Annotated in this window: 16 protein-coding genes and 3 pseudogenes; 6 read left to right on the forward strand and 13 right to left on the reverse strand. The window is 66.5% G+C overall.

Annotation, left to right across the window (positions count from 1 at the left end; translation table 11 throughout):
- Positions 1-88: 88 nt before the first annotated feature.
- The 11 genes and pseudogenes from ABTY98_RS12510 to ABTY98_RS12560 all read right to left on the reverse strand — a co-directional run bounded on the left by ABTY98_RS12510 (position 89) and on the right by ABTY98_RS12560 (position 8,748).
- Positions 89-502: a hypothetical protein gene (locus ABTY98_RS12510; RefSeq protein ID WP_352220859.1), complete on the reverse strand. Its 414-nt coding sequence runs from the start codon at positions 500-502 to the stop codon at positions 89-91.
- Positions 503-611: 109 nt separating this feature from the next.
- Positions 612-866 (reverse strand): annotated as a pseudogene (locus ABTY98_RS12515) (DNA/RNA non-specific endonuclease); the annotation flags it as partial.
- A 120-nt stretch (positions 867-986) separates the two neighbouring features.
- On the reverse strand, positions 987-1,472 hold the full coding sequence (locus ABTY98_RS12520) for a hypothetical protein (protein ID WP_352220860.1): 486 nt from the start codon (positions 1,470-1,472) through the stop codon (positions 987-989).
- 66 nt (positions 1,473-1,538) lie between these two features.
- The gene (locus tag ABTY98_RS12525) at positions 1,539-1,982 is read right to left on the reverse strand and encodes an SUKH-3 domain-containing protein (protein ID WP_352220861.1); all 444 of its coding nucleotides are present in this window, start codon (positions 1,980-1,982) and stop codon (positions 1,539-1,541) included.
- 76 nt (positions 1,983-2,058) lie between these two features.
- Positions 2,059-2,364, reverse strand: a complete 306-nt coding sequence (locus ABTY98_RS12530) for a hypothetical protein (protein ID WP_352221060.1) — start codon at positions 2,362-2,364, stop codon at positions 2,059-2,061.
- A 27-nt stretch (positions 2,365-2,391) separates the two neighbouring features.
- Positions 2,392-2,796, reverse strand: a pseudogene (locus ABTY98_RS12535) (barstar family protein); the annotation flags it as partial.
- Positions 2,682-3,146, reverse strand: a complete 465-nt coding sequence (locus tag ABTY98_RS12540; protein ID WP_352220862.1) for a hypothetical protein — start codon at positions 3,144-3,146, stop codon at positions 2,682-2,684. The pseudogene ABTY98_RS12535 and the gene ABTY98_RS12540, both read right to left, overlap by 115 nt.
- Before the next feature lie 19 nt (positions 3,147-3,165).
- A complete protein-coding gene (locus tag ABTY98_RS12545; protein WP_352220863.1) occupies positions 3,166-3,444 on the reverse strand; it encodes a hypothetical protein in 279 nt (92 codons plus the stop codon).
- 17 nt (positions 3,445-3,461) lie between these two features.
- Positions 3,462-3,647 (reverse strand): annotated as a pseudogene (locus tag ABTY98_RS12550) (hypothetical protein); the annotation flags it as partial.
- 42 nt (positions 3,648-3,689) lie between these two features.
- Positions 3,690-4,175, reverse strand: a complete 486-nt coding sequence (locus ABTY98_RS12555; RefSeq protein WP_352220864.1) for a hypothetical protein — start codon at positions 4,173-4,175, stop codon at positions 3,690-3,692.
- Positions 4,176-4,218: 43 nt separating this feature from the next.
- On the reverse strand, positions 4,219-8,748 hold the full coding sequence (locus tag ABTY98_RS12560) for an RHS repeat-associated core domain-containing protein (protein WP_352220865.1): 4,530 nt from the start codon (positions 8,746-8,748) through the stop codon (positions 4,219-4,221).
- A gap of 373 nt (positions 8,749-9,121) precedes the next feature.
- Between ABTY98_RS12560 and ABTY98_RS12565 the strand changes: the two genes are divergently transcribed.
- The 4 genes from ABTY98_RS12565 (at position 9,122) to ABTY98_RS12580 (ending at position 12,329) form a co-directional block, all read left to right on the forward strand.
- Positions 9,122-9,784: a hypothetical protein gene (locus tag ABTY98_RS12565; RefSeq protein ID WP_352220866.1), complete on the forward strand. Its 663-nt coding sequence runs from the start codon at positions 9,122-9,124 to the stop codon at positions 9,782-9,784.
- Positions 9,772-10,818 (forward strand): hypothetical protein, encoded by a 1,047-nt coding sequence (locus ABTY98_RS12570; protein WP_502994206.1) that lies wholly within the window; start codon positions 9,772-9,774, stop codon positions 10,816-10,818. The genes ABTY98_RS12565 and ABTY98_RS12570 overlap by 13 nt, the downstream gene beginning before the upstream one ends.
- A gap of 327 nt (positions 10,819-11,145) precedes the next feature.
- Positions 11,146-11,601: a hypothetical protein gene (locus tag ABTY98_RS12575; RefSeq protein WP_352220868.1), complete on the forward strand. Its 456-nt coding sequence runs from the start codon at positions 11,146-11,148 to the stop codon at positions 11,599-11,601.
- A gap of 56 nt (positions 11,602-11,657) precedes the next feature.
- Complete coding sequence (locus ABTY98_RS12580) at positions 11,658-12,329, forward strand: hypothetical protein (RefSeq protein WP_352220869.1); 672 nt, start codon at positions 11,658-11,660, stop codon at positions 12,327-12,329.
- A gap of 107 nt (positions 12,330-12,436) precedes the next feature.
- Here the strand turns inward: ABTY98_RS12580 and ABTY98_RS12585 are convergent, their stop codons facing one another.
- Complete coding sequence (locus ABTY98_RS12585) at positions 12,437-12,622, reverse strand: DUF397 domain-containing protein (protein WP_352220870.1); 186 nt, start codon at positions 12,620-12,622, stop codon at positions 12,437-12,439.
- Between the two features lie 7 nt (positions 12,623-12,629).
- Positions 12,630-13,481: a helix-turn-helix domain-containing protein gene (locus ABTY98_RS12590; RefSeq protein WP_352220871.1), complete on the reverse strand. Its 852-nt coding sequence runs from the start codon at positions 13,479-13,481 to the stop codon at positions 12,630-12,632.
- Between the two features lie 226 nt (positions 13,482-13,707).
- On the opposite strand from ABTY98_RS12590, the gene ABTY98_RS12595 reads away from it, so the two are divergent.
- Both ABTY98_RS12595 and ABTY98_RS12600 read left to right on the forward strand, forming a co-directional pair.
- Positions 13,708-14,184 (forward strand): ATP-binding protein, encoded by a 477-nt coding sequence (locus ABTY98_RS12595; protein WP_352220872.1) that lies wholly within the window; start codon positions 13,708-13,710, stop codon positions 14,182-14,184.
- A gap of 139 nt (positions 14,185-14,323) precedes the next feature.
- Positions 14,324-15,259: a hypothetical protein gene (locus ABTY98_RS12600; RefSeq protein ID WP_352220873.1), complete on the forward strand. Its 936-nt coding sequence runs from the start codon at positions 14,324-14,326 to the stop codon at positions 15,257-15,259.
- Positions 15,260-15,348: the final 89 nt, after the last annotated feature.

Below are 15,348 nucleotides of genomic sequence, written 5' to 3' on the forward strand. Positions count from 1 at the left end.
GAACCGGCTGCCGTATCCGCAGTCCTTTCTCGTGTGGTTGGCCCGCTCGCCGCTGTCCCGGGAGATTCGGCAACCGGAGCGGGGCCGCTCACGCATACGGGTTCACCTGGAATTCCGGAAGCTCACTGGGGAAGTCCTCGGGAAAGAACGGCACGCGCAGCGATCCAGTGAGGAGACCGAGCAACGTGGTCGTGGAACCTGCCGGTGAGACGGCAGCAGCGAGTTGCCCGGCCTGGATGATCACTGTCTGCCAACTGTCAGGCTCTCCGACGGCGATCCACGCCAGCAGATCACCGTTGTCGGTCACGCCCCACTGGACCAGGTCCTCGGGCCCGGCTCGGTGTGCGTCCAGAACACGCCTGAGCGCACTCAATGGTTTGCCCCGGAAAGCCGACCGCATCTTCTCGGTCTGCTCAATGATGTCGAGGTTGCCGTTCGACGCGCCGTCCTCGAAAATCCACAGGAACTCATCGAAGCATCCTGCGCCGTAGGTGCGAATCAACTCATGATGATCAGCCGGAAGAGTCCACGCCTTTCGCGGGGGTGGACACAGTGCCGTCAGGCGGCGCAGGTCCTCCAGAGAATATGTGTCACCCATGGCTGGTTCTCTCTTACATGTTGGGGATTCTACGACTGAACGACCAGCCGAAATCGTCGACTGCTTCGATGAGGATATGACTGGGAACGTTGCCCCCGTTCGCATATTCGGGGGTCACGCTCATGATGACCGTGTTCTGGGTTGATCGGACGTGGTCGGCGATGCAATCTTCGGCATCGGAAATGGGCCCGTTGTTCTGGCTGGTTCCCTGAGTGACGATGTTCCGCATGTCTCTTCCGTCACCACCGAATTGCTGCTCGATCAGATGCCCCTCGAGTGACCGGCCACTCCGCCTTGGAAGCCGGGCGGAGCGTAACGGGAGCCGCGCCCGGGCGGACTTCCGATGAGGCTGTTGGTGCCTGTGAGATCGAAACTGCTCATACGGCCGTTACGACTTAACACTCGCGTCGAAGGATCCGACCAAGTCGTCCACGACCGCTGCGGAGAAGGGGTCGGCCGCGGGGTCCTCCGGTGTGAGCAGACTGACGGTGTAGTACTCGGCCATCAGAAGGCATGTTCCTTCGACCGCCTGCACGACGCCAGGGTCGTCCGTCCTGATTCCGGAGACCGTCGTGGCGTGCAGCGGCCCGGTACGGCGCCGGTAGAAGACGGCGAACGGTCCTTGCCCCGAGTCGTCCAGCGCATAGCCGTTCTCCTCCCAGAAATCCTCCATCTCCGGGCCGGAGGAGAAGGTGACGATGCCGGAGTAGTGGTCGTCGGGTTCGGGCAGCCGCCAGTCCGCCTCATGGGCAGCCGGCTCTCCGGACAGCAGGAGCCGCGGCCATTGGCGCCGCGTGCGTGCCACGAAGCGGCGCATGGCGTCGGGGAAGGCCGAGTCCACGGTGAAGTCGGTCGAGTGGCCGGTGAGATCCATCTGATCAGCATCCTCGCGAGGCGGCGGGCAGCCGTACACCGGAAGCGGCTGCCCGCGTCGAAGCCGCTAACGGATTCCCTCGACGAGCTTCTCCAGCGCACGATCGCTCGTCTCCGCCAGCAGTGTGACGCTGTCCATGCCGATGTAGACCGCGCCGTTCGGCGCGATACCCAGGTAGCTGTTTCGCCGGTCGGCCGACCCGATCGGATAGAGGTCGGCGCCGGCCTCCTCACTGAGCACGTCGAAGATCTCGTTGTCCCACTCGGCAACGGTCGGGTCCAGGCTGAACCCCATACGAGCCATCGTCTTCCCCGGCCCCCGCTCGTGGCTCTCCAGCCCGCCGAACTCGGTGAGGAAGCGTTGGGCCGCCTCGTGAATCCCGAAGCCGCCGTGTTCCCGGAGTGTGCTCTCCCACTCCTGGGTGGGCACCGAGCGGCCGGGGAACCAGCCTGCCTCCCGCAGGACACGGTCTGTCTCCGCCGACCACCGCTGCGTGGTCTCCGCGCTCATGTCTACGTCACCGCCCTGATTCCGAGTTGATCAAGCACATGCGACGGATGCCGCGGGTATGGCCGGACGGGGCACGTCAAGGACGGGCGCGCCGACGGGCGCGCTGAGAAGCGACAGCCTCAGTGCCATTCCTCGGGATTGAGCGCTGCCCCACGAATCCGTCCCCCGTGGTGACGATCAGGTCGGGTTGCTCTACACGGGCCGCGATCTTGTCGCGGTCGAATTCACGGAAATCAAGGACGAAGTGTTCGGCGACGGCGGGTCGGTCCAGGGGGTCGCCGTCGAGGTCCACTGCCGAGTTCGCGCGGTCGGCGCCTTGGCAGAGAACCGATACGAACAGGGGGAAGTGTTCCGTCCGCAACAGAAGATCCGCGCCGTGCACGACGCCGACGATCCCCGCCCCGCCCCCCGTGACCTCGCCGCAGAGGTCGTCCAGGCAGTCGACCAGGGCATCCCAGTTTCTGCCGAAGTAGCCGGGGAAGCGGAGGGCTTCCGCGAAAGCGCGGTAGACCCCTGCTCGGTTGCCAGCTCGCGGGCGTCGAAGTGGTGGACCCGCCCGCCCTTCGCGGTCAGCTCCGACAGTTGCTGCCGGATCTCGGCCGTACCTTCCGGCACGAGGACGACCCAAGGATCCGAGGTACCTGTCAGGCGAAAGTGGTCTTTTGCCAGTCGCACAGCCGTAGAGATCCACCCGTCCTATCAGCGGCGGCCGCGCAGGGCCCGCCAGGCATCGCCGACCGCGTCCTCGGAGCGCAGCCACCAGTACTCCAGCTTGTTGCGCACGGCCGACCGCACCTTCCACCACTTGAACCATGGCGGCAGATCCCGGAAGGGCACGAAGGTCAGCGTGTCCTTGATGGCGTATTCAGCCAAACCGTGAGGCCCCTCCGCACGTAGTGCTTGGTAAAGCTCTGACGTGAGTGCACCATTGATCCGCGCCGCATCGCCCGCCGCGGTGAACGCGAACCCCCGCTGATGCGGATCCGACAGTCCCATCGCACGCACGATCCGGGGCGACGCCTCCTCCAGCGAGCACTGCAATGCCAACCCGATCACCGCAGTTCCGACGCGCCTCTCGCCGCGCTCGAAGGCGGCGTCCACGGCAGCAGGGTCGTCGATACCCAGCAGGCCCGCGCCACTCTCCCAGTCCCACTCGGACGCCATGACCGATTTCCCTCCGCCGTCATCCGTCGCACTTGGGCGGAAGAACACGCTGTTTTTTGGTGTTGTTGATCATTCCGGCCCTCTTCAGCTTGTTCAGATCGCCTTCCGTGATGCTGTCCGACGGGTACGAGCTCTGCACGTGGCCGTGGTAGATCTCCTTTATGATATTGCCGTCCTTGTCGGTGGTGTAGTCGTGCCGGTCCAGGACCACGATCTCGTTGCTGGCCGCATCGACCTGCAGCAGGAGGTCCGCACCGTGGACGACGCCAGCGATCCCCCCCCCGTGACCTCGCCGCACAGGTCGTCCAGGCAGTCCACCAGTGCATCCCGGTTCCAACCGAAGTAACCGGGGAGCGGAGGACTTCCGCGAAGGAGCGGAAAATCCCCTGCTCGGTCATCAGATCGAGGGCGTCGAAGTGGTGAACGAGGCCGCCGCTCGCGGTCAGTTCCGGCAGGTGCCGTCGGATCCCAGCCGTTCCCTCCGGCACGATGACGACTCAGGGCTCCGAGGTGCCTGTGAGATCGAAACTGCTCATACGGCCGTTACGACTTAACACTCGCGTCGAAGGATCCGACCAAGTCGTCCACGACCGCTGCGGAGAAGGGATCGGCCGCGGGGTCCTCCGGTGTGAGCAGACTGACGGTGTAGTACTCGGCCATCAGAAGGCATGTTCCTTCGACCGCCTGCACGACGCCAGGGTCGTCCGTCCTGATTCCGGAGATCGTGGTGGCGTGCAGCGGCCCGGTACGGCGCCGGTAGAAGACGGCGAACGGTCCTTGCCCCGAGTCGTCCAGCGCATAGCCGTTCTCCTCCCAGAAGTCGTCCATCTCCGGGCCGGAGGAGAAGGTGACGATGCCGGAGTAGTGGTCGTCGGGTTCGGGCAGTCGCCAGTCCGCCTCATGGGCAGCCGGCTCTCCGGACAGCAGGAGCCGCGGCCATCGGCGTCGCGCGCGGGCCACGAATCGGCGCATGGCCTCGGGGAGGGACGCGTCCACGGTGAAGTCGGTGGAGTGGCCGGTGAGATCCATGGGTGTTCCTCGCAGTGGTGTGTTTCCGGGTGATCCGCGTCGCTCAGGCCGTCCAGCCCGACGTCGGGCCGTGGTAGCGGATTGCGTCACGTGGGATGGTCACGTCGCTGTTGGAGAACCAGATGTGGTCCCGGCCGCCCCTCAGACGTCCGGAGAAGAGCTTCTTCTCGGCCTCGAATTCGATCATGTACTCGCTCTTCTCCTTCGTGAGGCCGAGGTAGGACTTGAATCCGCCGGGTTTCTTGGCTATCTCCGCCGGGCTCATCGGCGTGACGTACACCGCGGCCGCGTTTCTGCCCTGCGTCGTCGCCGGTACCTTCAGGGTGATGCCGTTCTTGCCTCCGCCGCCCATGATCTTGTTGTAGCCGCTCTTGGTGGTGTAGTGCCGGATGACGGCCTTGCACGAGGGTGCAAGACCCAGCGGGTCGATCCAGACGAGTGGGTTGACGACGTAGTTGTGGTGGTGCGGGGCCGGGTCCAGGCCCAGTGGGTCGGGGCTGTTGTAGCGCGCCGTAGCAGGGTCGTAGTAACGGTGATGGTTGTAGTGCAGTCCGGTCTCGGCGTCGAAGTACTGGCCGGGGAAGCGCAGCGGGCAGTCGGCGGAACCGGACGAGGTGTCGCCCGTCGGCAGGCCCCACAGGGTAGTGCGGGAGCGCCAGACCGTTCGTCCCTCCTCGTCGATGAGTTCCGTGGGGGTGCCGACCATGTCGGTGACGATGGAGTAGAACTGCTCGTCCACCCAAGCGTCGCCATCCGGGCCGCCACCTGAGCGGGTGCGCTGCGCGAGTGGGCGGTCACCGCCCGGTTCCCAGTCCCACGTGGTTACTTCCGAGGACCCCGGGGCGGCCGAGCGGCTCTGCTCGGCCAGCCGGGTGCCGTCCCACACGAAGTCGGTGCGCTCCACCTCGGAGGCACCGTCGGCGGCGAGGAGTTCCTTGGCGACCCGCCTGCCCAGCGGGTCGTAGCGGTAGCGCCAGTGGCTGCCGTCGGGGGTACGCACGGTGCGCAGCCGGTCTTCGGGATCCCAGGTGAACGTCCAGGTGTGCCGTCCGCCGGACAGCAGGGCACGGGTGTGACGCACCACCCGGCCCTGGGCGTCGTGCTCGTACCGGGAACGTCCGGCGTTCTGCACGAGGGTGCCCCGGTACGTGATGTCGCCCTGGACTCCGGGCGCGCTGCTGTCGGACGACCCGGACAGTTCGGCCTGGACGAGGTTGCCGATGCTGTCGTAGCCGTAACTCTCCCGGCGATCACCGGCGGTGACCGCGGTGACCCGGCCGTTCGAGTCGAGTTCGTACGCTGTGGGGCCCACGGCGGAGTCGGTCACGACGCTGGGCAGGCCATCGGCACGGTAGGCGTACGACCGGGTGCTCCGGCCCGACGACGCTCCGTCCGCGCGCACCGTTTGGGAGACGAGGCGATGGCCGGTGGAGCTCCACACCTGTCGCAACGACGCGCCGGACGGCAGGGACCGCAGCACCTCGTGGCCGGCGGCGTCGTGGGCGAAGCTCACGGCGTGTCCCGAACCGCGCAACTCGACCGGGCGGTGACCGAAGTCGTAACGCCACTCGCTGAGCGAGCCGCCGGGTGTCCGGCGCCGTATGCGTCGGCCCACGGCGTCGTACGTGTTCGTCACCGTCCGGCCGTTGCAGGTCTCCGTGAGGACCCGGCCGTTCGCGTCGTAGGTGAACGAGAGCTCGACGTCCGGGTTGACCGCCCGGAGGAGGGCGCCGCCCCGGTCGTACTCGAATCGTGTGACACGCCCGTCTGAGTCCTGTTGCTCGATGACCCGGTCGAGCAGGTCATGACGATAACGTACGGACTGTCCGGCGCCGTTGATGCGTTCGACGATCCTGCCTGCCGCGTCCCGGAGATAGGTGACGGTCCGGCCGTTGAAGTCCGTCTCGCGGATGATGTCGCCCAGGGGGTCGTAGGCGTAGGTCCAGGTCTGCCCCTGGGCGTTGCGTACGGTCACCGGGCGCAGCTCTGTGTCGTAGGTGAACTTGATCCTGTTGCCGTCGGCAGCGGTCCGGGCGGCCGTCCGGTCGAAAGGGGCCGGCTCGAAGCGGGTGACGGCGGCGCGCACGTCGGTGTGGGTGAGAACGTTGCCTTCGGCGTCGTAGGTCCAGTTCTCGGTGGATCCGTCCGGGAAGGTGCGCCGCGCCGCACGTCCCTCGACGGTCCACGCCACCGCGGTCGATCCGCCGTCGGGTTCGACGACTTCGGCGACGCGGCCGAACGCGTCGTAGCGGAAGCGTGTGACCGCCCCCACCGGGGACGTCACCTCGATCGGCAGACCAGCGGCATTGCTGGCCACCCGGCTCTCACCGCCGATTGCGTCGGTCACGGCGCAGATCGCACCATGTTCGTCGTAGCGGTATCCGGTGGTCGCACCGGAAGGATCCGTGACGGCCAGCACGTTGCCACGGTCGTCGTACGCGTAGTGCCATTCAGCATCGTCCTGCTCGACGGCCGAGACCAGGGCGCCGTCGTCCGCGTAGGTGTACTCGGAACTGCTTCCGTCCGGGTGGACCACACGCGTGGTGTTGCCGTCTTCGTCGTACGTGTAGCTGGTGGTGCGGCCGAGCGGATCGGTGAGTGCGAGGAGGTTGTCGTACCGGTCCCACGTCCGGGTCGTGGTGTGCCCGAGCGAATCTGTCTCGGCGATCAGTTGGTAGGCCTCGTCGAATCGGCACGTGGTGCTGTGGCCGAGCGAGTTCGTGGCGACCGAGGTGTGGCGCTCCTCGTCGTAGACATAGGTGTAGTCGAGGATGCCGTCGACTCCGGCGGTGGCCGTGCACCGGTTCGCGTCGTCGTAGGTGTAGCGGTACCAGACCCCGTTCCGGTCCTCCCAGCCCGTTATGCGGTGCCGTGCGTCGTAGTGGAACCTCAGGGGCAGGCCCGAGGAGTTGTAGATCTCCGTGAGGTTGCCCGTCGCGTCGTACCCGTAGCGCAGGAGCGTCGGCTGTTCCGGGTCGCTGAGCAGGGTGAACCGGCTGATCCTGCCCTCTTCCGTGGTCACCCCCAGCCGGTAGCCCCCGCTGTGCGTGACCTCACTCAGGGTGCCATCCGGCGTGTAGACCAGGGTGACGGCGTTGCCGTTGGTGTCGGTGAGGGAGAAGAGCGGGAGATCCGTGGCCGGACCGTCGGCCGACGGGCGGAAACGGAGCACCACACCGGTCTCGGGCTGCCGCACGGCCAGAACTCCGGATGCCTCGTCGTCCCATTCCAACGGCCATCGGGGGCCTTCGACCGGGAAAGCCGGGACGTCCCGGCCCGGAAGGGGGTAGACGAGGGTCATTCCGTCGGCGGTGAAGAACCGGACCTCGTAGGGATCGCGGAGCAGTCGCTGGTCCACCGTGGATGCCCAGGCTGGGCCGAACCAGCGTCCGGTGCCGAGACCGGTCCGGTGGTGGCGCTCGATCTCCAGTGGGAACACCCCGTCCAGCAGAATGTCCGTTTCGGAGAGCACCATCTGCCCCGTGGCCATGTCGATCGGGTCGCCGCAGGTGAAGAGCTTCTTGATCTGGCGCCCCAGTGCACGGGTGCTCTTGCCGAGCCCCTTCACGGCGAGGCTCATGGCCTTCATGCCGCCGCGGAGGTTCTTCATCTCCTTGAGGCCCTTGGCGAGTTTGCCGAGGCTGGTGATGCCCTTGCCGCCGGGTATGCAGTCCAGTGCGGCGAACGCCACGTCCCATAGGGAGGCTTGGCCCTTTGAGTATTTGTAGAGGGTGTCGGCGAGGACGACGAGGGCGGCTATGAGGACGATCGCGCCGAGGATCGGCCCGCCGATGATCATCGCGATGATGCCGACGACCGCGACGACGACCTTGCAGACGGTGACGATGGTGTCCCAGTTGTCCTCGAACCAGTGGCCGACGTCCTGCCACCAGTGACGATTCGGGATCCCCGCGTCGGAGGCCTCGTCGATCTTCCGCTCCGCCTCACCGGCCGCGTCGTCACGCATCTTCCGCGCGTCCTCGGCCATCTTCTTCGCCGCGTCGAGGGCGTTCTGCGCGGAGGTGACGTCCGACTGGGCCGTGGTGTGAGCGGACTTGGCGCTCCGCACGTCCCGGGTGGCGGCGCGGACCTTCGCCTCGTCCGGCTTCTCCGTGCCCTTGCTGCCGGTGGGGTCGTCCTTGTACTTGTCGGCTTCCTTGGTGGCGCGGGTGACCCATGAATCGGCGGAGGAGAGTCGGGACTTGGCGGAGGAGAGGTCTGACTGGGCTTCCTTCGCCTTGGCCAGCGCTTTGTCGGCCAGGGCCTGCGCCCGCTCCAGCTTGGGCCAGTAGTCGGCGAGGGCGTCGCCGCACATCTCGTAGGACTTCTTCAGCTTCTTCAGGTTCTTCGGGACGTCCTTGAACTGCTCCTTGAAGACCTCGGCCGACTTGCCCGCCCACTGCAGGAGGGTGTCCTCGCCGGCCATGCCCTTGACCAGACGGAGCGCGTCGGAGACGTCGTCGGCGAAGTCATGGAGTTGTGTGGCGAGGGAGCGGACGCGTTGCGGGTCACCGGGGGTGGGGTCCTTGTCGAGGTCGAGTGGATGCCAGTCCTCCGGCCGATACCCCGCCATGTCCCCGCAACCCCCGTCGCGTCTGTCCCATCAACAAACCTGTGCACACGTGAAGTTACAGGGCCTGCCCGTTTGAGGTGAAGGCTGGTCCGTGACTCCGGCTCGGAAAGGCGCCGCCTCCGGACCTGTGGGTCATCCCGTCTTCCGGCAGCCTGCCCCAGCCAACAGTCCTTTGCGGGGGCCAACTGAGGGTCGCGGCGATGTCACGGGACGGCACCAAAGCCGAGGTGGAGGCGTTGAGTTGCCCGACTATGATCTGCTGTGTGCGTTTCGTGCGGCCGGGGTGCAGCAAATCGCTCTGGTGCGTTCCGGATGGACCCCGATACCGTATTCGCTGCTTCGCAGACCCCAACCGCATCACCAGGAGCCCACCGTGACCCGCCGTTCCCGCCTGCTCACGACAGCCACCGCCGGTGTGACCGCCGCACTGCTGCTTGCTGGCTGCGGCGGAGGTGGCGGAGGCGACTCCAAGTCGAACGACAAGATCGCGGGCGCGGACACTGGGTCGTCGGCTTCGGCTTCGCCGAATGCGTCGGCGTCGTCCGAGGCGGGGGACCGCCCGGAGATCACGCTTCCGTCGGACGTGAAGCTCACGTTCACCCCGGAATCCACGGGTGATGCGGTGAAGGACGCGATTCTGAAGGACAACGCCGAGTTCATCCGTGCCATCAACGCCGCGATCGTCGCTCAGAATCCTCGCCTCCCTGCTCTGGAGTACTACACGGAGGGCGAGGGCGCCGTGGCGGCACAGGACTGGGTTCAGTCGTTCAAGAAGGCCGGTTGGACCGTTACCGGGACGGTGCGTTACGTCGACCGTCAGGTCAGTGTCGAGTCCAAGGACAAGGCTTCGCTGACGTACTGCGGGGATGAGAGCAAGGGCTACACCAAGGTCATCAAGACCGGAGTGATCGAGCAAACGAAGGTTGACAAGAACAGCTACGTTGCTTACGGCGCTCAGGTTGAGAAGAACAACAAGGGGGTCTGGGAGCTCGTGAAGATCGCTTCTAGTCGGGGGGCGGCCAAGTGCCAGCCCTGAATGGACTAGCTCGCGCTGTTGCCCTCCTTGCCGTGGGAACGATCTGCCTTACTCTCGCTCCTTCCGCCCAGGCTTCCCAAGGAGCACCGACGGGCGGAGCAGTCGGAAGCGGCTCGGACACGAATGCGTCCGGCAACTCGTCCGGTGACGGCACCCTCTCCTCGACCGTCGGTGTGATTCGGTACGACCGTTCCAAGAACGGCTCGGGCGGTTCCGTCGGTCCCGTCACCTCCACCACGTCCTGGACCCCGCCGGCGTGCTGGTACGCCCCCAAGTACAGTCCCGCCGCGCTGCAGGCGTACCTGGAGCCGATCTGGGAGGCCGGTTCGACCGGTGACGCTTGGGATGCGACCCAGCGCGACCGGTACGTCAACGGTCACCCCTACAAGGACTTCAACAAGGACGAGACCGGCAAGGGTTACTGGTGGGACTCGTATGTCAACGAGTCCTTCCCGCCCGGCTGGGACAAGTGCGACGAGCCCTACTTCTGGGTGGCCACGGGCAACGCGCCGCCGGCCAACATCAAGAACGCCGTCACGCCACAGATCCTCGCCGAACTCGCCTACAACGAGATCCGGGTGCCCTCCAAGGACGTGAGCCTGGCCCCGGCGGACAAGACGAAGGTCAACCTCCCCACGTGGGCGTGGCTGGACAAGACGACGTTCAAGCCCGTCTCGGTCACCGCGCACATCGACGCCCTGGGCATGTGGGCCACGACCACCGCCGAACCCATCTCCGTCAAGATCGAGCCGGGTACCTCCGACGCGATCACCTATCCGGCCTCGGGGGTCTGCGAGTTCATCAACGGCACTGTCGGGGAGGAGTACTCCACAGGCGACGCCGATAAGACGCCACCCTGTGGGGTGAAGTACCTCCGGTCCTCCGGCAGCGGCTCGTACCAGCTGAAGGCCACGATCACCTGGAAGATCAGCTGGTCAGGCAGCGATGGCACCCGTAACCGCGGCCTGCCCGACGGCTCCTTCGGCCGGTCGCAGGACGTCACCGTGCAGGAGATCCAGTCCGTCAACAGGTGAGGCCTGTCGTTCGGAGACGACGACCGGGATCTGGCCATGTACCCAAGGGCACCTGGCCAGGTCCGCCTTTCCGTGCGCCGTAGCCTCTTTTCCCCACCCCGACCCCATTGCCCCAGCAGGAGTTTCACAGTGAGCCGCCGGCCCCGTCTGTTCGCACGCACACTCACGGGAGCCGCGATCGCGCTGCTCGTCGGAGGTTGTGGTGGCGGCAGTGGCTCCGCAGGTGACGACAACGCCGCGGCCGATACGGGAAAGGTCAGTAACGCGTCTGCATCGCCGAGAGTTTCGGCTGGGGCGGACCGCCCCCGTGTCACGTTGCCGTCGGACGTGACGGACGAGTACGAGGGCTGGAAGGTGGGCGATGCAGCGAAGAACGCCGTACTCGCAGACGTCGCCGCACGCATCGACTCCACGAACGACGCCATCCTGCGCGGCGACACGAGCGCGGCCGGCCTGTCCTTCTACTACCGGGACAAGGCGTTGAGCGGCGCCGTCGCCTGGATCCAGGCGTATCTCGACGCCGACCTCTCCTTCACGGGCACCACCCGTTACTTCGCTCCGAAGGTCACCCTGGCCTCCGGAAAGACCACGGCGACGGTCCTCTACTGCTCCGACGAGAGCAAGGGGTTAAACAAGAACCGCAAGACCGGCAAGGTCGACCGGACGCCCTCGAACCAGAGCCCGTACGTGTTGTACAACACGCGCGTCGAGAAGAACGACTCAGACGTGTGGCAGACCACCGCTCTGACCTCGCACCGCGGCGACAAGGCCTGCGCCGACTAGCCGCGTGTTCTCGGCGCCTCGGGTACCAATCCCAGCCGTCCTACCAGGAGTCATTCGTGAACCCCCGTTCCCGCCTGTCCACGACAGCCATAGCCGGTCTGACCGCCGTACTCCTCCTTGCGGGATGCGGCGGGGGCGACGGCGACGGCGGAGCGAAGGCCGCGGACAAGGCCTCGTCCGCGCCCACGACGACCGGGGCGTCTGCTTCGGCCTCGCCGAGTGCATCTGCCTCGGCCTCGTCCGACGGTCGCCCGAAGATCACGTTGCCGTCGGATGTGACGTTGACCTTCGAGGGCGGCCGGACCGGGGATGCGGTCAAGGACGCGGTGCTCGCTGACAGCGCGGAGATGACGCGAGCGGTCGACGCCGCCATCGCCGGGACGGATCCCAAGGGCGAGGGAATGGGCTACTACACCACGGGCAAAGCCCTTGAGGCATCGCTGTCCTGGGTCGGCCAGTTCAAGAAGGCAAACGTCACGATCACCGGCGTTGTCCGGTACTACAACCGCAAGGTGACGCTCAAGAGCAATACGGCGGCCATCGTCACGTACTGCGGCGACGAGAGCAAGGGCTTCAGCAAGGACAAGAAGACCAACAAAATCAACAAGACGCCCGTCACCAAGGACAGTTACGTCACGTACAACACCAGGCTCGACAAGAACTCCGACGGGGTCTGGCAGACATCACAGATCATTTCAGCCAGGGGGGCGGCTCAGTGTCAGCCATAGTGAGGATCGAGACGCTGATGGCCGGGGACCACGCCGTCTCGTCGTGGTTCGGGCCCTCCCGCCACGTGTGGCACTCGATCCAGCCGTGGATGTCCGTTCCCATGCGGTCACTGTGACCGGGGCTGTGTCAGGCAGGAGACGAAGTGGGTCCAGGCGGAGGGGGCGACGGTCAGGCGGGGGGCTACGGGGTTCTTCGAGTCGCGGATGTGGACGACTGACGGGGCGGTGGCTATTTCGACGCAGTTCGAGGCGTCGGGGCTGTAAGTGGACTTCTGCCAAAGGAGTTCGGACACGGTTTCCTCAGATGGTCTTGGCGATGTGGTGGATCAGATCACGGGATTCAGCGGGTTCGAGAGCGTTCTCCTCCATACGGTCGAGAACGATTCGGTACTTCTCCAGTTGGGCCTCGGCATCGAGGAAGTCACATCCGTGGTGGGTGTCCAACTGAACGGTGTCGAGTTGTGGCACCGACCCCGACAGATAGTCGACGGACTGTCCTGTGCCGGGGAAGGAGCCTTTGCCGAAGGGGATGACCCGCACGGTCACGTGCTCCAACTCGCTCATCTCGAGCAGGTGCTTGAGCTGAGCGCGCACGGTTACGGAGCCGCCGTACCCCATGTGCAGTGCGCACTCGTGGATCACTGCGGTGTAGGGCGGGGGACTTTCCCGGTGCAGGATCTCCTGTCGCTTGATCCGGTGGCTCACCCGATGCTCGATCTCGTACTGCCGCAGTGCCGGCACGCCCTCCTTGAAGAGGGCCCGCGCGTGGTCGGGCGTTTGGAGCAGTGCGGGGATGTGGATCACCAGGGCAACGCGTAGTGCTGCCGCGTGGTGCTCCAGCTCGGCGAGGTCGATGAGACCGACTGGCAGGTGGTCGCGGTAGCTCTCCCACCAGCCGCGAGTACGCCGACCTGTCATCGAGACCAGAGCGTCCACGAGTTGCTCGTCCGAGCAGGTGTAGGCGCGTGCCATGGACCGCAGCCGGTCGGCACTGATGGGGGTGCGGCCAGTCTCGATCATGCTGACGCGCGCCTGGTTGACCCCCAGGAGGTTGCCTGCGCCCGTGGCCGTGAGCCCGGCCCGCTCCCGCAATCTGCGCAGCTCGGCCCCTAGCCGTCGCTGTCGGAGCGTGGGGCTGTCGGTGGGCGGCACGCCGTCTCCTTCCTCGCCGCGACGCGGCACTGGGCTCCCTCACACGAGTGAAGCATGGATACTTCCAGTGAATTCAGTTAGATGCATCTAACCATTTGCTCTACGGTGACTACACGTCGCCCAACTTCCCCCGTCCATAAGCCGGAAGCGCACCACCCCCGGCAGAGCCACCGCCGGGCGTAGACGTTGAGCGAGTTCCAGCCCCCTTCTCTCGCCGGAGGTCCCCATGGGCACCGTATCCCCGCCCGACACCTGGGTGTACGCCCTTCGCCTGCCTCATGATCCCCGCGCTGCACGCGTCGCACGTATGACCGTACGGGCGGTGCTCCGCGGCCACGGCAGGGGTGAAGTCCTCGATGTGGTCGAACTGTTGACCTCGGAGTTGGTCACCAATGCCTACCGGCACACGAACGGCCCCGCCTCGCTCCGTCTGACCGCCCTCGCGGACGGGCGACTGCGGGTGGGTGTCTGGGACAGTCATCCGCGCATTCCCGCTCCGTTCGGTGAGCCGCCCTGGGACCGGGTCCCGTTCGTTCCGGTGGAGGCCGAGCGGGGGCGCGGGCTGCACCTCGTGCAGGAGCAGGCCGACTCGTGGGGCGGCTGGTCGACCGGGGACGGCGGCCCGCTGGACCGTGGTGCCGGGAAGCTGCTGTGGTTCGAGGTGGGTGGAGGGGGTGTGAAGGTGCAAGGGATGGCGGTGTGAGTACCGGTCGGTGGGCGTCAACGGCAGGTCAAGCTCCGGTCAATCCACTCGGTAGCCGTCCTCTCGGGTCATGCCTCATGGAAAACTTGCTCGGTTGCGGAAGTGAAGTGAGTGACTCGGTCGACGGGGAGTGGATGCGATGAGCGCGCGGCAAGTGCGGAAGATGTTCCAGTTGATGGCCAGTGGCGAGCCCGTCGAGCTCACCAACGCCTGGGCGTCCGTCAAGAAGCTCGCCCGGCTTGCCTTCGTCGCCCAGCAGTTCGGGTACGAGTACGCCGACGCCCGCCACACCGGCTCCCGCAACAACGTCCTCAAGATGCTGATCGTGCCCGACCACAGCCCGCAGGGCCGGGCGCGGGCCGCGCAGAACTGGGCGCAGTATCCGAACGCCGCCGACGGGGTCCTGCCGCCCCTCGTCCCCGACGCCGTCGAACTGCTCAAGGCCCGCATCCAGTTCGACCTCACCGGCAAGAACGCCGAGAAGCGGATGCTGCTCGGGGCCGGCGGTATCACCCTCGGCCTGGTGCTGGCCGCGGCGCGGGCCGGTGGGAGTGCCGGAGCCTTTGTCATCTCCGGTGTCGTATGGGTCATCCTCATGGCGGTCATGGGGCTCGGGTTCTTCGTCACCCGCGGGCGCAACGCCAAGTTCGCGCAGCGCCTCCAGGCCGCCGGGTTCATGCAGGTGACGGGTGAGGGCGGGCGGGTGCGGTATCTGCCGCCGGGCACGCCGATGCCGATGCCGATGCCGATGCCGATGCCGATGCCGATGCCGGGGACGGTGCCGATGCAGCCGACCCCGGTCCAGCAGCCCCAGTGGCAGCAACCCCAACAGCAGCCTCCGTACCAGCAGCCGCAGCCCCAGCCGCAATCCCCGTACCAGCACCCGCAGCAGGCCGGTCCCTACGGCCCGTACGGTGCGCAGCCCCCGTACGGCACCCAGCCCGCCCCCGCCGGTTACGGTCAGCAGCCGCCCGCCCCCCACACCCCCGGCCCCTACGCCCCGCCCCCGCAGCAGCCCCCCGGCCCCTACGGGCCCTACACCCCGCCCCAGCAGCCTCCCTACTCCTCCCGCTGAGACCGGCCCCGCCCCCGACCTCTCACCCGCCCTCCCGTCAGGGTGAGAGCAACGTTCCCTTCCGGTCACCCACAGCCACAGCGTGGAAA

It is taken from the genome of Streptomyces sp. NPDC096040, assembly GCF_040303265.1.
Lineage (GTDB): Bacteria > Actinomycetota > Actinomycetes > Streptomycetales > Streptomycetaceae > Streptomyces.